Here is a 25,024-nt window from a genome sequence, read left to right on the forward strand (position 1 = left end):
CTATCTTCTCCAAATAATAAGAGCTGAAAATCATTCTTTTTCAGCTCTTAAATTCATATCTAATTTCATTTTAAATCAATTAATACTACATTGCTACTAATTCTTAAGTATTTCATGCTATGAATACTCTAAATAATTTTTATTTTATACTATGCTAACCATTATCTAAAGTTTGTCTAATCTCCCTTAAGTATTCTCCTATTTGACTTAAGTCATCATTTTGAAATCTTCGAACGATTTCACTTCCAATAACAACACCATCTACATCTTTTACCAAATCTTTTATATGGTCTGTAGTTCTTATTCCAAATCCTGCTACAACTGGGAGAGATGTAAAAGATTTAATCATTTTTATCTGGTCTTTAAGCTTTGGATGAAACGTTCCATCTTCTCCAGTAGTAGCATTCATCGTTACAGTATAGATAAATCCTTCGGCATGTTTTGCTATATTTTGTATACGATTTATATCTGTCGTCATTGCTATTAATGAAATTATTTTTACTACTCTATTATGATTTAATTGTTGTTTTAATTGCTCTATTAATTCAAATGGTAAATCTGGAATAATTACTCCATAAACACCAATATCATCGCATTTTTTAAAAAAGGGTTTTTCTCCATAACTTAAAATAACATTATAGTATGTCATTAGAACACATTTACAATTAATTTCATTTTGATGTTTATCTAACTCATCAAATATATAGTCGATTGTTATATGATCTTTAAGTGCTTCATGACCAGCTTTCATAATGATGGGTCCATCAGCTACAGGATCTGAAAATGGAACACCAATTTCTATAATATCTGCTCCACTTTTATCAAGTAATTTTACATTTTCTAAAAATTGTCTATTACCCATGATGTAAGGAATAAATAATTTACTCATTTTTATCCTCCTTTCTCTGTTGTATATATTGTTGAATCGTTTCCATATCTTTATCTCCGCGTCCAGATATTGTCACTACTAATATATCGTTTTGTTTCATTTTAGGTGCTAATTTTTCTACATAGCTTAATGCATGTGCACTTTCTATAGCGGGGATAATACCTTCTATTTTGGTGAAGCGGACAAGTGCTTCCATTGCTTCTTCATCGCTAGCACATTCATAGGTTACTCTTCCAATATCATGATAATATGAATGTTCAGGTCCAATACCTGGATAATCTAATCCTGCTGAGATAGAATGTGCCAATTCAATTTGTCCATGTTCATCTTGGATTAAATACATTTTTGATCCATGAAGCACACCGGCCTTTCCTTTCCCTATCGCAAGTGCATGTTGATTAGTATCCTTACCTCTGCCAGCTGCCTCCACACCGTATAATTTCACATCATCTTCGATAAAAGGATAAAATGTTCCTATTGCATTAGAGCCTCCTCCTACACAAGCAACTATTGCATCTGGCAAACGATGTTCTTTCTCTAATATTTGTGATTTTATTTCTTGACCAATTACACTCTGAAAATCTCTAACCATCGTTGGAAAAGGATCCGGCCCTAAAGCTGATCCTAATAAATAATGTGTATCTTCCACGTGACTTACCCAATACTGTAGCGCTTTATTAACTGCGTCAGATAAAGTTCCTTGACCTTCATCCACAGCTTCAACTCTAGCTCCTAATAATTCCATTCTAAATACATTAAGTTGTTGTCTTTTGATGTCTTCTCTTCCCATAAAAACAATCAGTTCCATATCAAATAATGCAGCCACTGTGGCACTTGCAACTCCATGTTGTCCAGCTCCCGTTTCTGCAACAAGTTTATTTTTGCCCATTCGTTTAGCGAGCAATGCTTGACCTATGGCATTATTGATTTTGTGGGCACCAGTATGATTTAAATCTTCTCTTTTTAAATAAATTTTAGCCCCACCTAATGTTTCTGTATATGATTTCGCATAAGTTAAGGGTGTTTCTCTCCCAACATAATCCTTTAAATAATATGCTATCTTTTGTTGGAATTTAGGATCATTTTTTGCTTTTTTATACGCTCTCTTTAATTCAATGATAGCTGGCATTAATGTTTCCGGTACATATTGTCCTCCATACTCACCAAAAAAACCTAGTTCATTTGCTTCCGTTTGTATCTGTTTCATATTCTAAGCTCCCTTTAACGTAATTTATAATTGTTTCCATTTTCAATTTATCCTTGCATTCATTTGTCTCTATACCACTGGATATATCATAGCCTTTATGTGATAAATCCAGCTTTTCAATCTGTTGAATAGCACTTATATTTATTCCTCCTGCAATAAGATAAGGAATGTCTTGGCTTACTGATTCTAATATTTTCCAATTAAACGTTTGACCAGTACCACCAAATTGAATTGAAGGGGTATCAATAATAAATAAATCTACCCATGGCTTATATTGATTCATATCTCTATTCAAGTTTTCTGTAGCCGGCAACGCTTTAATTATCTTAATATTCTTAAAATTTAATTTAACTTTTTGGATTAATTCAATTGTTTCATTACCATGAAATTGAATGCCGTTCACATTGGTTTGTTGCAACAATGTATTTAATTCTTTATATGTAGGATTCACAACAACTATAACTCGATGAATGTGCTTTGCTACAAATTGATTTAAATAGTTAATTTGTTCTATATTTAAATGACGTTTACTTTTTGGATAATGAATAAAACCTATCATATCTATGTCTAAGGAATTGGCTTTTAAAATATCACTTTTTGTTTTAAAACCACAAAATTTTAGTATATTCATTTCTCTTTATTTAGTTTTAATGAAGGTAATAACGATGATATATTATTACTATTCATTAAAGCTCCTCCCACAAGTAATCCGTCTATGCCACTACTTACAATTTTTTTTACATCATTTAAAGTTGTAATACCACTTTCAGAAATATAGTAATAACCTTCTTTTTTCATTTCCAAAATGTCATTAGTATGTTCTACTTTAGTAATAAATGTTTTTAAATCTCTATTATTTATACCAATGATTTTAGGTTTAATTTGATAAGCGCGTTCTAACTCTTCTTTGTTATGAACTTCAACTAAGACTTCTAAGTTTTGAGATATTGCATAATGATATAAAGACTGAAGTGTATCATTGGTTAAAATATTTACTATTAATAAAATAATAGAAGCTCCGGCTCTCTTAGCAAGATCAATTTGAAGCGGATCAATGATAAAATCCTTACATAATACTGGTAAATGTGTGAGTTGTGTTAACGTTTGTAGACGTTCAAAACTTCCTCCAAAATATTTTTCATCGGTTAAAATTGAAATAGCACTTGCTCCATGATTTTCATATTTAGCAATTTGATGCTCTAAGTTAATGTCCTTGAATGCTTTTACAGAAGGACTTTTAGATTTTATTTCTGCAATAATACTCAATGTTGATTCCCTTTTCAAAGTGGTTTCTAGAGCTGACTTATAAGATACATCAACTTTTTTAATATGTTTTATTTTATCTGTATAATACCCATCGTTTAGTAACTGTTTTTTATACTGTACAATCTCATCTAATATTGTCAATTTTATTCCCCTTTCATCAACTGACATTGTTTTAAAGCTTTGCCACTATCAATTAAATATTTTGCTAAATCAACGCCCTTTTTAATACTATCCACTCTATTTGATATATATAAGGCTAATGCTGCATTCAGCACTACGACATTTCTTTTAGGGGAATGATCTTTTCCACTTAATATGTCAATGGTAATGTTTTTATTTTCTTCAGGTGTGCCACCTTGAAGTTCTATATTATTTGCATGAGCTATGCCATAATCTCGTGCATTTAAAACATAATGTGAAATAGCCCCATCTTCATGTAATTCATATATTTCGTTATCCCCAGATAACGTTGCTTCATCCATTCTATTCGCTCCATGAAGTACGATGCCTCTTCGTCGTCCTAAATCTTTCATAGTTTTAATAATCATGGGTAATTGGGAAGCATCGTAGACCCCCATTACTTGATAATCTAATTTAAAAGGATTGATTAATGGTCCGACAATATTGAAAATAGTTGGTTCATGAATACGTTTTCTAATAGGTTGAATGTATTTCATAATTGGATAAGATTCCATAGCGCTGATAAATGCTAAATGTGTTTTAGATACTTGTTTGGCTACATTTGCTACTTTCGTAGTAGGAATGTGTAATTGTTGTAATAAATCGGTACTTCCAGAATTAGATGTAATGCTTTTATTTCCATGTTTAATGACTGGAACATCTGCGCTTGCTACTACAAATGATACTGTCGTTGAAATATTGAAACTATTTGATTTATCTCCTCCTGTTCCACAAACGCATATACTTCCTTTGTATTCAGGTTGAGTTGAATACATCGTATGAATAAGACTTTTCACTATATAAGTTAATTCTTTTTGTTGTATCGACTTATTTGTGAAAGCTTGTAATAACTTTACTTTATCTTGAGTATGACATTCTGGATTGATGAGATATTGAATAAATTCAGTAGTTTCATGTTGTGAGAGTGTTGCATGACTTTGAATTTGGTTGAGTAATGTTAAGGTCATCATATTTACCTCTTTCCTTTACGATATCGATAAAATTTTTAATTATTTGTTGTCCTTGATCTGTTGCAAACGACTCAGGATGATATTGAATACCAAAATGTAATCCATTTTTTGTCTCATAAGATTGAATGCAATCTTTTGTCCTTCCAGTAATTATTAATTGTGATGGAAAAGAGATTTCATCACTTATTAATGAATGGTAACGCATTATATTAAATTGATTTGCTAAGTTGTTATATAATTTAGTATGTTGAATAACTGTTAATATATCGACTTTACCGTGCATGACTTTTTCGCCTTGAATAACACGGCCACCGTAATAGCATGTTATTGCTTGTGCACCTAAACATACGCCTAATATCGGTAAAGATTTATACCTTTCAATAATATTCAATAGATGGTTACTATCTAAAGGATGACCAGGTCCTGGAGATATGATGAGACCATCACTTTGGTTAACGTAGTTAAGCACATCTTTATCGTCCGGATATTTAACAATGACATCATCTAATTGACTTACTATATCAACTAAGTTATATGTAAATGAATCATAATTATCAATGATTAAAATCATGGTGTTACCTCCAATAAACTTTTTGCTTTTAATAATGTTTCTTCTAATTCTTTTTCTGGTACTGAATCATAAACCACCCCACACCCTGCTTCGACTTTCACAGTAGTATCATCAATTAACATTGTTCTTATTGCTAAAGCAAAATCTAAATTCTGATTACAATTAATGTAGCCTACACCCCCACTATATAGTCCACGTTTATATGGATATGTCTCATATATACGCCTAATTGCTCTAAGTTTTGGAGCTCCTGAAACAGTTCCTGTAGGTAATAAATTAGCAATTACTGTCATAGGAGATAATTTTTGCTTAATCTCACCTTTTACTTCGCTTACAATATGCATGACATGCTCATATTTTTCAATTTCCATTAATTTTGTAATTTTTGAACTACCGGTTCTACTGACTCTATGTAGATCATTTCTGCCTAAATCAACAAGCATTCGATGTTCGCTTAATTCCTTTTCATCACTCAATAATTGCTCTGCATTTTGTTTATCTTCTTTTATGGTTTTACCTCTTTTAATTGTTCCAGCGATTGGATTCGTAATAACCGTTCCATCTTGTACAGCTACAAAACTCTCTGGAGAACTGCCTATAATAATTTGTGTATTCATATTAATATAGTACATATATGGACTTGGATTACGTCTTTTTAAGTTTTGGTATAATTGATAACTTAATTGCAATGTATTATTTTTAAAATGATGATTGTAGCTATATATTCTAGATGGTACAACTTGAAACATATCGCCTTCTTTTATAAGCTTTTTCAATTGCTTTATAGTATTTATAAATTCATCATCTGATACATTTGGTATGATATTTGAAGGCGTAGGAGGACGAATATAATCATCTGTATAAGCTTTAATTTGAGATAGTTCCTTTATTCTATCTTTTACTCTTTTTTCTAAATCTTTCTGTTCTACTTCTGAAAATTGATTTGTAGCAATAACATATAATTCATCTTTATAATGATCAAATACATATACATCTTCTATCATGTGAAATTCAATATCATTGCTATCCTTAATTTCTTGTATAGATTGCTGTTTTAAAATTGGAAATTCATGTCTTACTAAGTCAAAACTACACGTACCAATAAAGCCAGATACAAATGGTAAATGTTTTAATTTTTCATCTGTAATCTGAATATTAAATTGATTGATATAATCTTTTAAATATTCATAAGACTTTTCAGTAATTTCAACATTTTGTTTTTTTGTTTTTATCTTTAGTAAGTCGTTATTTAACACAACAGAACCATAGCTTTCGAATGCTACAATAGAATATCTACCTTTAATTTGCTTTTGACTGGTACTTTCTAAAATAATCTTATTTTTCTTTAACTTTCCTAAAACTTCGGGTGTAATATTTGCTCTAAGTATTTCATAATATAGTTTCATTAAGCTTTAATCCTTTCTCAAAAAAATATCAGCATCCTTATTTAAAAGGACGCTGACGCGCGGTACCACCTTAATTAACTAAATATTTCGAATTATCAAAATATTTAAAGTTCACTTATTTTTTATTTGATTTTTTATAAGTATAAACCCAATTTCATTATTAGTGATGTTAGTTTTCATCAACCACTAACTTTCTATGATTATCTAGCTAATAATTACTATATTTATACCAAAAAGACACCACGATTACGTTCCATAGATAAGGACGCGTTACCGTGGTGCCACCTTAATTAACATTACATGTTCACTTTACTGTTATTAAATTTAATCTTCTAAGTCCAATTCAAACATATGCTGTGCTAATTTACATCATCCATTAGCTTTCTATTTGCTACATCACATATCTTCTACTCAATTCTCAGAATTATTAAAATATTATTATAATTCAGTATAATACATAAATAAATCTTCCTTGTCAATATTTATTTCAATTTATTGATGACAAGCAATAGGCATATAATAAGTTTTGAGCGGCATGTATAGAATCAATATGTGTTCGTTCCAGTGCATGAGAGGACTCAATACCAGCTCCAAATAATCCATGTTTAATATCTGCTCCTGCTTTTAATGCTGCAGACGCATCTGACGTATAATAAGGATAAATATCTATTTTATACGGAATATGATTAAATTTACATAAGTTTACTAGATGTGTTTTTAATTCTTTATGATAAGGTCCAGACGCATCTTTAGCACAAATAGATACTGTATATTCGTCAGAAGATTGTCCCTCTCCAAGTGCTCCCATATCAAAAGCAATAAATTCTACAATTTTATTAGAAATAGATGCATTCGCTCCATATCCTATTTCCTCATTATTAGAAATATAAAATTGAATAGTATGTGGTAATTTAATTTGTTCATTTTTTATTCTTTCTAATAAATCTAATATCATTGCTACACTTGCTTTATCGTCTAAGTGTCGGGATTTAATAAATCCAGATGATGTTATTTCTGTTCTTGGATCAAAGCTAATAAAATTACCTACTTCTATTCCTAAATCTTCTGTCTCTTTCTTAGAAGACGTTTTTTCGTCTATACGGACTTCCATATGTTCAATATCTCTTGGTATTTTTTCATTTTCGCGATATACATGAACACTTGTTTCATGTAAACATATTGTCCCTGTGTACGTTTCGCCAGAGTCTGTTTCAATCTGACAATATTCTCCTTCAATCGCATTATATTTAAATCCACCAATTAGATCGATTGTTAAACGACCATCTTCTTTAATTTCTTTTACCATTGCACCTAAAGTATCTACATGAGCAGTAATACAACGTTGACGTTCATTATCTTCACCCTCAACTGTGATAATTAATGCACCTTTATTTGTTAATTGAGTTGAATATCCTAAATGTTCTACTTTTTGTTTTACATAACTTATTGCATTATAAGCATTTCCCGAAGGACTATTAATGTTAGTTAAGTTTTGAATTAATTCTAATATCTTTGATTCCATTCAACTTCCCCCTTTAATACTTTAAATATATTTTAACCTAGATAAATAGTGAACTCTAATGAATAGTATTGTTTAAAATGAATGACTAATTTAAAATATAGATATTCTGAATATTTAGAAATAAGGAGGGCTCATATGAAAAATATTTTATTTGTTGGTTTAGGATTAATTGGTGGAAGCTTAGCTAGTAATTTAAAATTTTATCAATCTGATCTTATAATTTCTGCCTATGATACTGATGTAACTCAATTAGATAAAGCAATGTCTATTGGTATAATTGACAAAAAGATTAATGATTATGCTCTTGGTGTTAAGGAAGCGGATATTATTATCTTTGCTACTCCAGTTCATCAAACAGCAATATATCTAAATTCATTACCTAATTATGAAACCAAATCACATTTGATTGTAACGGATACTGGCAGTACAAAACTTATCATTCAAAATTTTGAAAAACGTTTATTAGAATCAAATATTCATCTTGTTAGTGGGCATCCAATGGCTGGTAGCCATAAATCTGGTGTCCTTAATTCTAAAAAACACTTATTTGAAAATGCATACTATATTTTAGTTTACGATGATGAACGTAATACACAAGCGGCTAAAACATTACAATATTTGCTCTCCCCTACACTAGCTAAATTTATTATTACTAATGCGAAAGAACATGATTATGTAACGGGAATTGTTAGTCATGTTCCACATATTATTGCTTCTAGTTTAGTACACTTGAGTTCAAGCCATGCAAATGATCATGCTTTAGTCAAACAGCTTGCTGCTGGTGGATTTAGAGATATTACAAGAATTGCAAGTAGTAATGCCGAAATGTGGAAGGATATCTCACTTAGTAATAAACAAAATATCATTAGTTTACTAGAAGATATGCAAACCAATATTAAGGATATGATAGTTAAACTTAAAAATGAAGAAGAACAACAAATATATCAATTCTTTGAAGATGCAAAAATTTTTAGAGATCAATTACCTCTTAAGCAACATGGTGTAGTCAATGTTGGGTATGATTTATATATTGATATTCCAGATAAAGCGGGTATGATTAATAAAGTTACTTCTATACTTAGTTTACATAATATTTCTATAAGAAATTTAAAAATTTTAGAAGTTCGTGAGGATATTTTAGGTGCTTTACAAGTTACCTTTAAAACTCCAAAAGATCGTGAATTAGGTATTGTTGCTTTAAATGAATTTGATACTTATATTCCATAAAAATAGAAGTGGGCCAAAATTCAAAATAAGTTTTGACCTACTTCCGTTTATTTACATTTTATGACCTGCCATTAATCCTAATCTATTATGTTTTGTTCCAGATTCAGTATAAGAAATTGCTTTTGAAACGATGCCTTTACCATATTTCTTTTGTAACGTATCAATCGTTTTAGCTAAATTTTCATCTCTTTGTCTTTTATATTCATCTACAAATAAATTTAATTGTCGATTTTCTTCATTAATGAACTGTGTTAGTGAAACACTTAACGTACGATACAAAGCCTGTTTATCACACAACTGATTCGCATAATCATTAACGACTTTAAATATATCTTGTTCTAGATTTGTAGCATCAGTTAAAGTGTGTTGTTTATGTATTCCTCCACCTTGAGTATATCCAAATGAAAAATGTATAGTACGTGCTAATTGCTTTCTTTCTCTTAATCTACAAGCAACATCTTCAATCAACTCTTGCATCACAATTTTTGTTTCATTAAATTGATAGTCTCTCATCAAAATTTGGCTTTTACATATAGTTGGATTATTAATTTTACTTTTTTCTCTTATTTTACTTTGATCTATACCGTTAGCATGTAAATGCATATCAGTGCCTAATATACCAAAGTCTTTCTTCAAATATCTATGAGGATAATGGGCTAAATCACCTATTGTAATAATTCCTTTTTTATTTAACTTTATTTCTGTTTTTTTATTGATTCCCCAAAATGATTTTAATGGTGAAATACACCATAATTTATCGGGAATGTCATGATACCGCCACTCAGTAATACCTTCTTTGGTGTGTTTAGCTTCGATATCCATAGCTACTTTACTAAGTAACAAGTTAGATCCAATACCTATTGTGCAGTATATTCCCGTCTTATCCAAAATTTCTTTTTGAAAACACTTAGCAAAAGAATATACTGTAGTATTAAAAAGATGGTAGCTATTTGTTACATCCATAAAAAATTCATCAATACTATACTGATGTAAATCTTCCCCTGGAACATATTTAAGAGCAATTTTAGAAATTTCTAATGATACTTCTAGATATCTTCTCATACTTGGATTAATAATATAAATATCATTACGTTGTGGAATTTCAAATAATCTAGATCCCGTTTTAATACCAAGTTCTTTTAATTTAGGTGTTGCTGCCAAAACAACAGATCCTTGTCGCTTAGTGTCAGCTACCACTGCTAATTTTGTCATTAAAGGATCTAATCCTTTTTCTATACAAGACACACTAGCATAAAAACTTTTCTGATCTACACATAGTATGTCTCTATCTTCAAGTAAATTATAATCATACATATCAACCCCCTCCTTAGATAATTCAATTATATAAGAACACTTGTTCTCTTACAACATTAAAAAGAACAAATGTTCTATTTAAATATCTTGAAGTTCATTTTTTAAAAATGATATACTAAGCACATAATTATGTAAGGAGGAAAACATCATGCCGATTGTAAATGTAAAATTATTAGAAGGACGCTCAGATGAGCAATTAAAAAACTTAGTCACTGAGGTTACAAATGCAGTAGAGAAAACAACAGGCGCAAATAGAGAAGCAATCCATGTAGTCATTGATGAAATGAAGAAAAATCACTACGGTGTAGCTGGCGTAAGAAAATCAGATCAATAATATTATAATCTTTGAAGTTTACATAATAATATTATTGTAGTTAAATAGATAATAAATAAGCAGGCCAAAGTGGCCTGCTTATTTATTATTCGTCTAAAAATGATTCTATTGCTTTTTTATTTTTCTCTTTATCAATATCTAATGCACTACCATCGTTATTAGTATTGATATTTTGATAAGAATTTTTTAACGGTACAGTTAGTGTTTCCACATTTTTATCGCCTCGTATTCCAAAACTTAGTCCTGTTTGGAAAATAGCTGAGTTTGGCATATCTGTATTAATATATCCTCTCAATATACCAGCTACTTTAGGTAATTTCACGATTGTACTTGGGGTAATCAATTCTTTCTTAAGTGTTTGCATAACTTGTTGTTGACGTCTCACACGTCCAAAGTCTCCCTCTGGATCATGTCTAAATCTCGCATAACCTAATAATTCTTTACCGTTTAATCGATGGTGTCCTTTTTTTAATGAAACCCCTATATTTTCTGACATATCTTTTTCAACATCAATTGGCACACCATTAGGTTCTAATTCATCAATCATTTTTTCAAAGCCAGTGAAATCAATGACTGCATAGTATTCAGGATTAATACCTAAATTTTTATTTAGTGTTTGTCTCAACAACTCTGGTCCCCCAAGTGAGTATGCAGCATTAATTTTATATTTGTCATAACCAGGAATTTCCGCATAAATATCACGCATAATTGACATCATTTTCATTTTTTTCTTAATATAGTCATACTGTACAACCATAATAGAGTCAGTTCTTGATTTTCCACCATTAGCTTGGTCAGCACCGAGCATTAATACTGTGATTTTCCCGTCATTTTTAACGGCTCCATTAAATTTATGAATTTTAATATCTTTTGCATGTTCTTGTGCATATTTCATACCACTTTGATATCCATGAACGACATACGTAATCATTGCAATAAGTAAAACTACAATAATCAGTATTACAAAAGGTAATTTTCGAAATTTTTTCTTCTTGCGTCGTTTAGAAGGTATCGTTGTCCCCGTTTGTCGTCTTAATATTGTATTATCCTTCTCTTCTGTCATATTTACCTACCTTACACTCTCTAAAATCTTCAAAATAATATTCGGATATACTATAATATATAAATAAGTTATATAAAATATCTTAAAAAATCAAGTGTTTTCAATAAATATTACAAAGGTGTTATGAAAGGATGGCGTAAATGAATATTAATACAGCATACTTCGCAGGAGGCTGTTTCTGGTGTATGACAAAACCGTTTGATCAATTTGAAGGTATTGAATCAGTAACATCAGGTTTTATGGGAGGATCAGTTAAAAATCCAACCTATGAACAAGTAAAGAGCGGAACTACTGGACACTATGAAACTGTTAAAATAGAGTATGATGTTGCTTTATTTTCTTATCATAAATTATTAGAAATATTTTTTTCAGTCATTGATCCATTAGATGCTGGGGGTCAATTCCAAGATAGAGGGTCACAGTATCAAACAGCTATTTTTTATACAAATGATGATCAAAGAAAAGTTGCGATTAACTATATCAAAGATTTAGAACAAACGATGCATTCTGATAAAGCCATTGCTACTAAGGTTCTTCCCGCTTCAAATTTTTATAAAGCAGAAGAATATCATCAAAATTTCTATAAAAAAAATCCTGAACGTTACGCACAAGAACAGCGAGATCGTGCAAATTATGATCCTCGTTCTAACTCATAATAAAAAAGATATCCGAAATTGTTTTCGGATATCTTTTTTATTTATGTCTAATCACTCGCATTACTTTTAACATACTGTACCAGAGAGAACTATCTTTTCTATACACCAAAAATCGCGGTTCCCACTGGGGACTATATTTTTCTTTATATCTTCGTAACCCCTGAAAACGATATAAACCATTAAAATGTTCAAACACACGTCCCGCAATACGTTCTCGTAAATAAGAATAATCGAGTTGACCTACATTTGATAAGGTAGCCATACCCATGTTAAAAGCTTTATACCCTTTTTCTTTACCCCATAATAACATATGTAGATATAATCCATCCATTAGAGGTAAATCTAATTCAGGTAACCAACGAATTAAATCTACTGAAATTGCTTCGTTATAGTATGTCGGCATTAATGTACAAAAAGCAATAATCTTACCTTCTTCATTTTTCATAATTCCAATTGGGGCTTTATCTAAATACTGTTCTGTAAATTGCCCAACAGAAAAATGCATTTCAGTACGTCCATCGAGCCACTTATCACTTACTTTTCTAAGCTCTTCTATAAACGCTTTAGAAAATGGTGGTTCTATAATGTCAAATTTAATATTTAAATCATTAAATTTATTCAGTGTTGCTCTAAAACCACGTCGTTTTTTTCCAGAAGTAGTAAATTGTGTTAAATCAATAATAGCCTCTTCGCCTAATTTAAAAAATTGATTTCCAAAATTATGATACAACGGCATAAAACGATCAGATACTTGATAGAAAATGACATCATAACCTAACTTTTCAGCATAACTATAGAAATCAGCCAACAATGATTGGAATGATGCCGTATTTCCAATTGGATCTCCCAATACGACCAGCGCATTTGATTTATATCTATACATAAGAAAAGCTTGTTCACTGTCATACATAAATACATCTTTATCACCGCTATATATCAAATGACTTAAATAATTCCCTCCATATGTTTCTATGATTGATTTACATTGAGAATATTCTTGTAATTGATGTGGGCGTTCAAAGCGACGACCAAATAACCATGCAATACCAACAATTAATAATATAACAACTATCACAGTTAACCAGAAATAGTATTTTAATAATGACGTATCCATTTCCAAGTGATATAAATCTAAAGCATATAAAGTTTCAGAAATAATGAAATGATTAATATATAAAACAATCACACTAATGACTAAGGTAAATATTAAGTTTTTTAATCTAAATGGACGTTTAAATACTTTCGCACGTCGATAAGCTAAAATAAGTAAGATAAAAATAATGATGAGCCATGTAAGTAACATGATAGAAGCATACGTATATAACGTTGCAAGAAATATTAACACAAGTGAAATCATTGAATAAATAATTGCTCTCTTACTTTGCTTATATATACCCCTTACATTAACAAGTAATATTAAACATGCACTTGTATGAATAGACAACATGATATAGTAAATAAAATGATCAGCATCATATAATCCATCATAAACAATCGTCACATTATTAATAAAGAAAATAAAACTTGTTAATAGTGCAAGAATAGATAAAGCAAATGCTGGGATTTTTGAAATAATATCTTTTTGATAAGACAGTATGAATGAGGTAACATCTTTAGCGGGTACAAAATATTTAGATTCTTCAAAGTACTTACGCGCAGAATTGCCAAATTCAAACGTAGATAGAATTAAAGCAATGATAATAGGTACAAAATAATAAGCAAAACGATATAGCAGTAAGGCAATCAATATTTTTTCTTCAGGAATATCTAAAGATTTTAGTCCTAATAAAACAACTAAATCAAATGCCCCGAATCCACCTGGAATAAAACTAATCAGTCCAGAGAGTGCAGCAATAATAAAAATACCAAGTAATGTTGTAAAAGCTACATGAATATCAATAATCCATGCCGACAAGTAAAGTACAACAGCAGCAGCTATCCATTCAATACTTGAAACAAGCGTGCAATATATCCCTACCAATTTATTATGTTCAGTAACCGGTTTAACGACTGTATACACTATAAAAATAGGTAAAAATAAAGCGACTACGTACAATACCCATTTTACAAAACGTACTTTATCAAGAATATGAGAAGCATCGAAAATATGAAGTACGACTAAAATAGATAAGAAGCTTAAACCAGTTAACATTGAAACTAATATGATTGAAATAGCGTGAAGTAATCTTTTTCTATCAGAAGTATAATTTTTATAAATAAATGTTCTAAATCCTGCGCCTATAAATCCACCAAATCCAACAATAGCATTAAATGCATTAATAATATAACTCAAACGAAATACTTTGTTCAGTGGTATACTCAACTTTAAAGTTTTAACAAGAATGACATCATATAAACTTAAAAGTAGCATTGATGCGCCACCACATATAAATAAACCAATTAAAAACCATCGATTGATTTTACTAAATGCTTCTAATGTTTGTTTGAAGTTAATATGTGACAATTCATGATATAAAGTAGCAACTACTACAATAAAAAGTGTGATAGCAAATACCACTTTTAATATAGATATTAATCTATTTTTATGTTCTTCAGTCATTATTCATTATTATCCTTTACATTATATTAATATAAAATATATCATATCATATTCTAGTTATATATCTTTAGACTATTGAACTAACATAATTGTAAGATAAAAGAGAGTGGAAGAGAATTCATCGTCCCACTTTTGCAAGATGATTAGTACTATATTAAAAAGCCTAAGACAACTCATTATGTCTCAGGCTTTTTAATATAGTGCTTTATTCTGCTTCTGTGTAATTTTTATGTTCTTCTTTTTTAATTTCATATTGACCTGCATCGTCACCATAATATTTATTGTAACGACGTTTAAATAATAAGAAAATGTGAGAAGCTAATACTTTTAAAATAGCATAGCCAGGAATACCTAAAATAACTCCTACAATACCTAACAAATTACCCGCACTTAATAAAATAAAGATAATTGTTAGAGGATGAATTTTTAATGTTTTCCCCATAATATTAGGAGAAATAAAATGACCTTCAATAAATTGAACTAACGTCCACACAATAATCAATTTTAATAGCATAAACGGTGAAGTAATAATCGCAATAATAATTGCCGGAGAAATTGCAATTGTTGGTCCTAAGTATGGGACTACACTCGTTACTGCAGCAATTGAAGCTAGAACTAACCCATAATCCAAACCAATAATCGAATAACCAATAAACAATAAAATACCAATACAAAATGATACAATAATTTGGCCTTGAATATATGATCCGACCTGTACACTCATTTTTTCTAATAAATCATGATAGTCTTTTCTAAATTTAGGTGGCATAATTTTAGTTGTATAGTCTCTAAATTTAGTTCCATCTTTCAACATAAAGAATAATACAAATGGTGTAGTTGCAATCACAACACCGACATTCACAATAGCTTCTGCAAATGTTCTAATTTTAGTTCCAAATCCACTAAAATAATCTGATGTTAACGATGGAATCTTTTTAGAAGTAGAATCAAGCCATTCCTGAATTTGATTATAAAATGAAGATAAAATAGACATATGTGTCACTTTATCAATAGCTCTATTAAATTTTTCAATATATTTTGGGAAGTTATTTGCAAGTTGTTTAATTTGATCACCAATCACAGGAATTAATAAATCAATAATTAATGTTGCACCTCCAATAATCACTAGAAAGACTATTGTAATTGCTAATAATCTTGGAATATTATAACGTTCCATCAAATTAATTACTGGATTTAACAAATAATACAAAATAAGCGATAAAATAATTGGCGCTGCAATAGTATTAAAGATAATGACAAAAGGCTGAAAAACATAAGAAATTTTGTCAAAGATGAATATAGTAATACCAAGTAATACTAATGAAACTAGCGCAAATAATAAATCTTTACCACCCAGAAACTTCATAAAGCGTGTTTCAGAAAAGCTTAGCTTATTAGCTTTCTTTCCTTCAACCTTTTTGTGGTCCATTGACATATCATTTTCACCGTACCCTTTAATCTAAAATAAAATAATCTATATTATATCATACCATGTAGCTTATTAATTTTGTGTGTTATTTTGAGATTGAAAATGATAAATATGCAAAGCTAAATAAACAATTTCTGAATCATCTATATCAATATCTAGATCTTTTTGAATAACTTTAGAAATCTTATATGCTGTACTATAACAATTAGGGTAATATGTTTTGACCATATTGATAAACTCATCTTGTGCATGAACGTATTCCTTTTTATTTAAACGACGAATTAGGAATTGAATATGTCTAATAAATCGTTGATATTGAACAGTTCGAGGATTTACAGGATACCCTATGTCATTTTCGATAATTAATACACATTTACTTATCATTTTATTAATTAAAGATATTTCACTCATAGGTAAATCTTCTTTATTTGAAGCAATATGCAATGCTATAAAACCTATTTCATCATCAGGAAATGTGACGTCTAATTTCTCATTTAATCGCTGTATAACTTGTGTGGCGATATCATATGCCTCACTATATAAATGTTTAGTTTCCATTGCAAAGGGATTACTAATTATTTGATTTTGTTTTAAGCGTTTATATGCAAAAGTAATATGATCGGTTAAGGCAATGACTAGTTGTTTATCATCTTTCATATAAGTTGTACTTGTAATATAGTTAACTGATTCAATAATTGCCTGTAAGACCTCTTCATCAGCTATTTCAACTAGAGATTTATAATATTCTTGTTGTTGTTTTTGATCTAATTTATACACTTTCTCAATAGAAGCATTATCATCTACGACCATTCCAGGCTTTTTATTAAAACCAATGCCTTTACCGATTAAAATAACTTCTTGATTACTATTGATGCATATGATGACGTTATTATTTAAAATTTTTGAAATATGATATTTGCTCATCATTATCATCCTTTTTTACTATTAAAATTATATAGTTAAACATTATATTTGAAAAGTCATTCTTTTAAAAAACACTTCTTTCTCGCATTACTCTAAGAGATGGAGAAAAGAAGTGTTGATTTAAATTATTAATGTTTTTTAGATATTTTATCTTCGCGTCCCCAAGATTCAATACCAAATAAATTAATCTCAAGGTTTTCTGGTTTAAATACCGGTTTTAAACCGGCACGTTTTTGTTGAATATAATCTTTCATAACAGCAAATGCAATATTTGAAAGACCTATAATGGAAACAAGGTTTACAATGGCCATTAATCCCATAAATAAGTCCGCTGTACTCCATACGGTTTCAGTTTTAACAACTGCGCCTATAAATACTAATACAACAACTAAGCATCTAAAAATAAATAAAATTGCTTTATTTTTAGATAGAAATTCTATATTAGATTGTCCGTAATAGTAATTACCAACTACAGAAGAAAATGCAAATAGCGTAATCGCGACAGTTAAGAAGATACCACCTGGAGAACCAAGATGTTCATTCAATGCAGATTGTGTAACTTCTACACCTTGTGGCGCTTTTTCACCAAATTTTAAGCCTGAGTAAAGTAAAATCATAATAGCTGTTGCTGTACAAACAAGCATTGTATCGAAGAAGACACCTAAAGATTGAAGTAATCCTTGTTTTACTGGATGTGGTACAGCAGCAGTAGCAGCCGCATTGGGTGCTGAACCCATACCTGCTTCGTTAGAGAATAAGCCACGTTTTATACCTTGTAAAATCGCTGTACCTACCGCGCCACCAGCGACTTGTTCCATTCCGAACGCACTTTTAATAATTGTACCAATCATTGGAATGATTTGATCAAAATTCATTAGTAAGATAAATAAAACTATACCAACATAAACGATAGCCATTATTGGAACAATTAAAGATGACAACGTTGCAATACTACGTACACCACCGAAGATAATGATTGCTGTAATGACAGCCAAAATAATACCAGTAATGACTGGACTAATATGATATTGTGTTCTTAAAGATTCAGCAATAGTATTCGATTGAACAGTGTTAAATACAAATGCAAATGTAACAGTAATTAACACAGCAAATGTGATACCAAGCCATTTTTGATTTAAACCTTTGGTTATGTAATAAGCTGGACCTCCTCGGAAGCCACCTTCTTTATCATGAACTTTGTAAACTTGTGCAAGTGTTGCTTCTATAAATGCACTCGCAGCTCCGATAAATGCGATAATCCACATCCAAAAAACTGCCCCAGGACCCCCTAACACAATTGCTGTTGCTACACCAGCAATATTTCCTGTTCCAACACGGGAACCTGCACTAATAGCAAATGCTTGAAAAGGTGAAATACCTTTCTCTCCATTTTTCAAAGTTTCTGGTTTTTCAACTAATGCTCTAAACATTTCAGGTAACATTCGTAATTGAACAAATTTAGAGCTAATAGTAAAGAAGATACCTACTGTCAATAGTAAACCTATTAAATACTGTGACCAGATTAAATCATTTCCAACTTGAACAACAGATTTAAACCAATCAGGTATTAAACTATCAAAATCTCTCAATTAAATCCCTCTCATCAAAATTATTGTTATGATATACATTACAAGAGATTTATATTGTAGTATTAAAGGTCAAAATGTACATGTTTTTCATGTCATCACTTTGATATACTTATCAACAATATAAATCTCTTGTGAGTTATAAATAGTTAAATATTAAATTAATTTTATCATCTTATGAATTACTTGAAAACAAAAATTTTAAAATCATATTAATTTATTATCATTGATTTTACATTTCCAAATTCATTTGTATCAACTACAAATGAACCATTTGTATATTGTTCAGAAAGATGAATATTAGAAATTTCACCTGTTTCAGCATGTTTATCTGAATAAAGTGTATAGTATGTTTCATCTCTGACAACATATGCAGCTACAATACGATGAGGATTTTTTTTCAATTCTTTTAAAAGTGTAATACCTCTTTGTGCGCGTTTGGCATCTTGTAATATATCTTTAGCAATACGTTTTATTGCTCCTCTTTGGGTAGCCATAATTATTGAATTATTCTGATCAACAGTATCAGTCATAATAACATAATCTTCATCTTTTAAATTGATAGATTTCACACCAGCCGCTCTTAATCCTGTATCTGAAAGTTCTTCTGTAGAATACGTTAATGACATGCCTTTATGTGTAATAACAGTAATCATTTGTTCTTGAGTTATGCGAAGTACATTTACCACTTCGTCTTCATTTTTTAATTTTGTTGCAATGAGTGGCTTATTAAATCGCGTGGTTTTAAATAATGATTGATTACTCTTTTTAATCATGCCATTACGAGTTGCAATAATATAAAATGCTTTACCATCAAATGTTTTTTCGTTAAATACATCTATAATTCTCTCGTTTTCTTCTAAAGGCACAATTTGCGATACATGCTGACCTAACTCTTTCCATCGCACATCTGCAATTTTATGAATTGGAATAAAGAGATATCTTCCTTTATTTGTAAATACTAAAGCTGTATCTTGAGTATTTACAGTTTGGTATTTGAGTAGACTATCTCCCTCTTTTAAACCTACTTCTGTCACACCACTTGCATTAAAGCTACGTGTAGACGTACGTTTTATATATCCATGTCTAGTCACACTTAAAACCACTTCTTCACTTGGTACAATAACTTCTTTATCAATTTTAATTTCTGATATTTCCGCTTCAATTGAAGATAAACGTGATGTTTTAAAACGTTTTCGAATCTCTGTAAGTTCTTTTTTAATAACATTTAATAATGCGTCATGGTTATCAAGAATATTTCGGTACGCTTCTATTAATTTTTGTAATTCTTCATGTTCTTCTTCAAGTGCAACAATATCAGTATTAGTTAAACGATATAATTGAAGCATCACAATGGCTTCTGCTTGTGCTTCAGTAAAGTCAAATTCTTTTACTAAATTATCTTTTGCATCTTTTTTATTTTTAGAATGACGAATCAGCGCAATCACTTCATCTAATATAGATAAAGCTTTCATAAGACCTTCTACAATATGCATGCGCTTTTCAGCATGATTTAAGTCGTATTTTGTACGATTAGCTACAACTTCAATTTGATGATTTAAATAGCTGTCAATAATTTCACGTAGACCCATTAATTTTGGACGTCCATCACTAATAGCGACCATATTGAAATTATAAGTAATTTGTAAATCAGAATTTTTATATAAATAGTTTTTAATAGACTCTGAATTAACATCTTTTTTTAATTCAATAGCAATTCTTAAACCTGTACGATCTGTTTCATCACGTACTTCAATAATACCATCTACTTTTTTATCAGCACGAAGCTCATCAATACGTTTCACAAGCGAACTTTTATTCACTTCATAAGGAATTTCTGTCACAATTAATTGTTTACGTCCATTTCTTAACGCTTCTTCATCTACTTTTGAACGAACAACAATTTTTCCTTTTCCTGTTTCATAGGCTTTCTTAATACCATCAATACCTTGAATAATACCGCCTGTCGGAAAATCAGGACCTTTGATATATTTCATTAATTGATTTACTGAAATATTAGGATTATCAATATATTTTAATGTTGCTTGAATTACTTCACCTAAATTATGTGGAGGAATATCAGTAGCATATCCTGCCGAAATACCAGTCGAACCGTTTACTAGTAAATTTGGAAATCTTGCCGGTAACACCATAGGTTCAAGTGTTGTGTCATCATAGTTTGGTATAAAGGACACTGTTTCCTTATTAATGTCACGAACCAACTCCTCAGAAAGTTGACTTAACTTCGCTTCTGTATAACGCATCGCAGCAGGTGGATCATTATCAATACTACCATTATTACCGTGCATTTCGATTAATACATGACGCAACTTCCAATCTTGGCTTAAACGTACCATTGCATCATAAACTGAAGAATCACCATGTGGATGATATTGACCAATAACATCCCCAACTGTTTTCGCACTTTTACGGAAATTTTTATCATACGTATTGCCACTACTATACATAGCAAATAAAATTCTACGTTGTACAGGTTTTAAACCATCACGCACATCCGGTAACGCACGTTCTTGAATAATATATTTACTATATCTTCCAAAGCGATCACCAATAACATCTTCAAGTGATAGGTCTTGAATTATCTCACTCAATTGACTTCCTCCTCATCATATTCTTCAGTATCAAGTATTTGAACTTCTGTATTATCTAAAATACTTTGATCTTCTTGCATGCCAAATTCAACATGATTTTCAATCCATTCACGTCTTGGTGCAACTTTATCTCCCATTAATGTTGTTACACGTTTAGAAGAACGTACTTCATCATCGATTTGGACTCTAATCAACGTTCTTGTCTCAGGATTCATTGTAGTTTCCCACAATTGCTCAGGATTCATTTCACCTAAACCTTTATAGCGCTGTAAAATAAAGCCTTTACCTAATTGTTTTTGAAGTTTGTCCAATTCATCATCTGTCCAAGCATATTCTACTTTTTTAGATTTCCCTTTACCTTTTTCTAATTTGTATAACGGAGGTAATGCAATAAAAACACGACCTGCTTGAACAAGAGGTCTCATATATTTGAAGAAAAATGTTAATAATAACACTTGAATATGGGCGCCATCTGTATCAGCATCAGTCATAATAATAACTCTATTATAATTACTATCTTCTAATTTAAAATCATTACCAACACCAGCACCAATTGTATGAATAATTGTATTAATTTCTTCATTTTTGAAAATATCTTCAAGTTTTGCTTTTTCAGTATTAATCACTTTACCTCGTAAAGGTAAAATAGCCTGGAATTTTCTATCTCTTCCAAGTTTAGCTGATCCCCCTGCTGAATCACCTTCGACAAGATATAATTCATTTTTCTCAGTATTCTTACTTTGAGCAGGCGTTAACTTTCCTGATAATAATGTATCTTTACGTTTGTTTTTCTTACCAGAACGTGCATCCTCCCGTGCCTTACGAGCCGCTTCTCTTGCCTGTTGCGCTTTAATAGCTTTCTTCACAAGTGATTTAGATAATTGTCCTTTTTCCTCTAAATAATAAGGTAATTTTTCAGAAACAACAGAATCTACTGCACTACGCGCTTCTGATGTACCAAGCTTAGATTTAGTTTGTCCCTCAAATTGCAGTAATTCTTCTGGAATACGTACAGAAATCACTGCTGTTAATCCTTCTCTAATATCATTACCATCTAAGTTTTTATCTTTATCTTTAAGTTCATTGATACGGCGTGCATAGTCATTAAATACGCGTGTCATTGCTGTTTTAAATCCTACTTCATGAGTTCCTCCGTCTTTTGTACGTACATTATTAACAAAACTTAATATACTTTCAGAATATTGATCATTATATTGAAAAGCAACATCTACTTCGATTCCATTTGCAGCACCTGTAAACGTCGTAACATCATGCAATACTTCTTTACCTTCATTGATATAACTTACAAATTCTTTAATACCTTCTTCGTAATGATAAACATCTTCACGTTCTTTTCCATCACGTAGATCTTTCAATGTAATTTTTAAGTTTTTTAATAAGAATGCAGATTCTTGTAAGCGCTCACTTAATATATCAAAATTAAATGCCGTTGTTGCTTTAAAAATACTTGAATCTGGTTTAAATGTGACTTTTGTACCTGTTTTCTTAGTTTTTCCCGCTTTCACTAAACCAGAAGTTGGAATACCACCATCCTTAAAAGATTGCTTATAAATTTGTCCATCTCGATGAATTTCAACTTCTAACCATTCACTTAAAGCATTAACTACGGAAGCACCAACACCATGAAGTCCTCCAGAAGTTTTATATCCACCTTGTCCAAATTTACCTCCAGCATGTAATACAGTAAAAATAACTTCTACAGTAGGTTTACCAGACGCATGCATACCAGTTGGCATACCTCTCCCATTATCTTCCACTGAAATACTATTATCTTTATTGATTGTTACATCAATTTCATTACCATAACCATTTAAAACTTCATCGACGGAGTTATCGACAATTTCATATACTAAATGGTGTAATCCACGTTTATCAGTCGACCCAATATACATCCCAGGACGTTTTCTAACTGCCTCAAGTCCTTCTAATACTTGAATCGAATCATCTGAATAATGATTTGTCATTTTTGTTGCCAATGCGTTCGCCTCCTACAAACGTACGTTCGTTTTTTTAGCTTTACAATAGTTATTCTTATATAAAACGCATTAAAATGCAAGTATGAGTTCTATAAGATAAACATTTAACTTAATATATAAGACGTTTTTTCAATTTTTAATCGTTGTCAGGAATACTTTGTGATAAAATATACCTACATTATATAAGGGATGTGTAAACAAATTATGATGATAGTTCTCATGTTGATTTTAAGCTATCTCATTGGAGCTATTCCAAATGGTTATGTTATAGGAAAAGTTTTTTTAAAAAAAGATATTAGAGAATTTGGAAGCGGTAATACTGGTGCCACAAATAGTTTTAGAGTTTTAGGAAAACCAGCTGGATTTATCGTTACTTTTTTAGATATATTTAAAGGATTCATTACTGTATTTTTCCCGTTATGGTTTCCAGTGCATGCGCAGGGACCAATTAGTACATTCTTCACACATGGATTAATTGTCGGTATTTTTGCAATAATTGGTCACGTTTATCCTATTTATCTTAAATTTAAAGGAGGTAAGGCTGTAGCCACAAGTGCCGGAGTTGTGTTAGGAGTTAATCCAATCTTACTTTTAATTTTAGCAGTCATATTCTTTGGAATTTTATATTTAACAAAGTATGTGTCATTATCCAGTATTATTGCGGCAATCAGCTGTGTGATAGGTTCATTAATTATTCATGATTACATATTATTTGGAATGAGTGCTTTTGTATCAATCATTTTAATTTTTAGACACCGTTCTAATATTGTTAGAATTTTTAAAGGTGAAGAACCAAAAATCAAATGGATGTAAAATGGATGATCTTGCACCAAATGTGAAGATTCAGTTTAGTTCTATTAATTAAATATGATAAGCGGTTCATGTTTAATAGTGAGAACAATATGTTTTAATTCAAACAATTTTTGCATTATAAATATAATAATAATTAATATAAAGGATGGTTCTTACAATGAAAATCAAATTGACTGATGAAGCAGTTGAATGGTTTAAAAATGAATTAGATTTACCTGAAAAGAATAAAGTCTTACAATTTTATGTGAGGTATGGTGGAGAATTTCAACTTAAACAAGGTTTTAGCCCAGCATTTCGTGTGGAACCGAGCAATGATGTTGAGATAGGTTATCACGAAAATTATAATGATTTAATTGTTGTAGTTTCAGAAGATGACTTATGGTATTTTGAAGATCATGAAGTTCTAGTTGAAAAAGTAGACCATGAAGACGAAATTGTTTATTCTACAACTAATTAAAAAAAGACCATAAATATCTAATATTTACAGATATTTATGG

21 protein-coding genes are annotated in these 25,024 nt (G+C 30.4%); 5 read left to right on the forward strand and 16 right to left on the reverse strand.

Annotation, left to right across the window (positions count from 1 at the left end):
* Nucleotides 1-154: 154 nt before the first annotated feature.
* From trpA to HMPREF2561_RS05525, 8 genes are all read right to left on the reverse strand, one after another.
* The gene (gene trpA / locus HMPREF2561_RS05490; RefSeq protein WP_049416471.1) at nt 155-889 is read right to left on the reverse strand and encodes a tryptophan synthase subunit alpha; all 735 of its coding nucleotides are present in this window, start codon (nt 887-889) and stop codon (nt 155-157) included.
* Entirely contained in the window at nt 882-2,096 is a 1,215-nt protein-coding gene (gene trpB / locus HMPREF2561_RS05495) for a tryptophan synthase subunit beta (RefSeq protein WP_049416468.1), read from the reverse strand. The genes trpA and trpB overlap by 8 nt, the downstream gene beginning before the upstream one ends.
* Nucleotides 2,068-2,727, reverse strand: coding sequence for a phosphoribosylanthranilate isomerase (locus HMPREF2561_RS05500; protein WP_048681664.1), 660 nt, complete (start codon nt 2,725-2,727; stop codon nt 2,068-2,070). The genes trpB and HMPREF2561_RS05500 overlap by 29 nt, the downstream gene beginning before the upstream one ends.
* Nucleotides 2,724-3,503, reverse strand: a complete 780-nt coding sequence (trpC, locus tag HMPREF2561_RS05505; protein ID WP_017174689.1) for an indole-3-glycerol phosphate synthase TrpC — start codon at nt 3,501-3,503, stop codon at nt 2,724-2,726. The genes HMPREF2561_RS05500 and trpC overlap by 4 nt, the downstream gene beginning before the upstream one ends.
* A gap of 2 nt (nt 3,504-3,505) precedes the next feature.
* Nucleotides 3,506-4,510, reverse strand: coding sequence for an anthranilate phosphoribosyltransferase (trpD, locus tag HMPREF2561_RS05510; protein WP_176719191.1), 1,005 nt, complete (start codon nt 4,508-4,510; stop codon nt 3,506-3,508).
* The gene (locus tag HMPREF2561_RS05515; protein ID WP_017174687.1) at nt 4,455-5,084 is read right to left on the reverse strand and encodes an anthranilate synthase component II; all 630 of its coding nucleotides are present in this window, start codon (nt 5,082-5,084) and stop codon (nt 4,455-4,457) included. Before HMPREF2561_RS05515 ends, trpD begins: the two co-directional genes overlap by 56 nt.
* Complete coding sequence (locus tag HMPREF2561_RS05520; RefSeq protein WP_017174686.1) at nt 5,081-6,490, reverse strand: anthranilate synthase component I; 1,410 nt, start codon at nt 6,488-6,490, stop codon at nt 5,081-5,083. The genes HMPREF2561_RS05515 and HMPREF2561_RS05520 overlap by 4 nt, the downstream gene beginning before the upstream one ends.
* Before the next feature lie 487 nt (nt 6,491-6,977).
* Nucleotides 6,978-8,012, reverse strand: coding sequence for a M42 family metallopeptidase (locus HMPREF2561_RS05525; RefSeq protein ID WP_037541014.1), 1,035 nt, complete (start codon nt 8,010-8,012; stop codon nt 6,978-6,980).
* Between the two features lie 135 nt (nt 8,013-8,147).
* Here HMPREF2561_RS05525 and HMPREF2561_RS05530 point away from each other — a divergent pair, with 135 nt between their 5' ends.
* Nucleotides 8,148-9,239, forward strand: coding sequence for a prephenate dehydrogenase (locus HMPREF2561_RS05530; RefSeq protein WP_048683130.1), 1,092 nt, complete (start codon nt 8,148-8,150; stop codon nt 9,237-9,239).
* Between the two features lie 51 nt (nt 9,240-9,290).
* Here HMPREF2561_RS05530 and HMPREF2561_RS05535 read toward each other — a convergent pair whose 3' ends face one another.
* Nucleotides 9,291-10,553 (reverse strand): Y-family DNA polymerase, encoded by a 1,263-nt coding sequence (locus tag HMPREF2561_RS05535; protein ID WP_017174683.1) that lies wholly within the window; start codon nt 10,551-10,553, stop codon nt 9,291-9,293.
* 148 nt (nt 10,554-10,701) lie between these two features.
* Between HMPREF2561_RS05535 and HMPREF2561_RS05540 the strand changes: the two genes are divergently transcribed.
* On the forward strand, nt 10,702-10,887 hold the full coding sequence (locus HMPREF2561_RS05540; protein ID WP_017174682.1) for a 2-hydroxymuconate tautomerase: 186 nt from the start codon (nt 10,702-10,704) through the stop codon (nt 10,885-10,887).
* Nucleotides 10,888-10,972: 85 nt separating this feature from the next.
* Here the strand turns inward: HMPREF2561_RS05540 and HMPREF2561_RS05545 are convergent, their stop codons facing one another.
* On the reverse strand, nt 10,973-11,950 hold the full coding sequence (locus HMPREF2561_RS05545) for an LCP family protein (RefSeq protein ID WP_049419820.1): 978 nt from the start codon (nt 11,948-11,950) through the stop codon (nt 10,973-10,975).
* Between the two features lie 140 nt (nt 11,951-12,090).
* Between HMPREF2561_RS05545 and msrA the strand changes: the two genes are divergently transcribed.
* Nucleotides 12,091-12,606: a peptide-methionine (S)-S-oxide reductase MsrA gene (gene msrA / locus HMPREF2561_RS05550; protein ID WP_002449832.1), complete on the forward strand. Its 516-nt coding sequence runs from the start codon at nt 12,091-12,093 to the stop codon at nt 12,604-12,606.
* A gap of 37 nt (nt 12,607-12,643) precedes the next feature.
* Here msrA and mprF read toward each other — a convergent pair whose 3' ends face one another.
* The 6 genes from mprF to parE all read right to left on the reverse strand — a co-directional run bounded on the left by mprF (nt 12,644) and on the right by parE (nt 23,702).
* Nucleotides 12,644-15,166 (reverse strand): bifunctional lysylphosphatidylglycerol flippase/synthetase MprF, encoded by a 2,523-nt coding sequence (mprF, locus tag HMPREF2561_RS05555; RefSeq protein WP_048762429.1) that lies wholly within the window; start codon nt 15,164-15,166, stop codon nt 12,644-12,646.
* Between the two features lie 205 nt (nt 15,167-15,371).
* Nucleotides 15,372-16,601, reverse strand: coding sequence for an AI-2E family transporter (locus HMPREF2561_RS05560; protein ID WP_048762427.1), 1,230 nt, complete (start codon nt 16,599-16,601; stop codon nt 15,372-15,374).
* A gap of 66 nt (nt 16,602-16,667) precedes the next feature.
* Nucleotides 16,668-17,519 (reverse strand): glucose PTS transporter transcription antiterminator GlcT, encoded by an 852-nt coding sequence (gene glcT, locus HMPREF2561_RS05565; protein WP_048762426.1) that lies wholly within the window; start codon nt 17,517-17,519, stop codon nt 16,668-16,670.
* A 128-nt stretch (nt 17,520-17,647) separates the two neighbouring features.
* A complete protein-coding gene (locus HMPREF2561_RS05570) occupies nt 17,648-19,108 on the reverse strand; it encodes a glutamine transporter AlsT (RefSeq protein WP_017174677.1) in 1,461 nt (486 codons plus the stop codon).
* Nucleotides 19,109-19,317: 209 nt separating this feature from the next.
* Complete coding sequence (gene parC / locus HMPREF2561_RS05575) at nt 19,318-21,717, reverse strand: DNA topoisomerase IV subunit A (protein WP_019835481.1); 2,400 nt, start codon at nt 21,715-21,717, stop codon at nt 19,318-19,320.
* Nucleotides 21,714-23,702 carry a DNA topoisomerase IV subunit B gene (parE, locus tag HMPREF2561_RS05580; protein ID WP_037541070.1) on the reverse strand — a complete coding sequence of 663 codons (1,989 nt, stop codon included), beginning with the start codon at nt 23,700-23,702 and terminating at the stop codon, nt 21,714-21,716. The genes parC and parE overlap by 4 nt, the downstream gene beginning before the upstream one ends.
* Before the next feature lie 216 nt (nt 23,703-23,918).
* On the opposite strand from parE, the gene plsY reads away from it, so the two are divergent.
* Nucleotides 23,919-24,527 carry a glycerol-3-phosphate 1-O-acyltransferase PlsY gene (plsY, locus tag HMPREF2561_RS05585; RefSeq protein WP_069723832.1) on the forward strand — a complete coding sequence of 203 codons (609 nt, stop codon included), beginning with the start codon at nt 23,919-23,921 and terminating at the stop codon, nt 24,525-24,527.
* Between the two features lie 157 nt (nt 24,528-24,684).
* Nucleotides 24,685-24,984 carry a HesB/YadR/YfhF family protein gene (locus HMPREF2561_RS05590; RefSeq protein ID WP_070468470.1) on the forward strand — a complete coding sequence of 100 codons (300 nt, stop codon included), beginning with the start codon at nt 24,685-24,687 and terminating at the stop codon, nt 24,982-24,984.
* The last annotated feature ends 40 nt before the right edge of the window (nt 24,985-25,024 follow it).

Source organism: Staphylococcus sp. HMSC069E10, from assembly GCF_001809205.1.
Taxonomy (GTDB): Bacteria; Bacillota; Bacilli; order Staphylococcales; family Staphylococcaceae; genus Staphylococcus; species Staphylococcus hominis.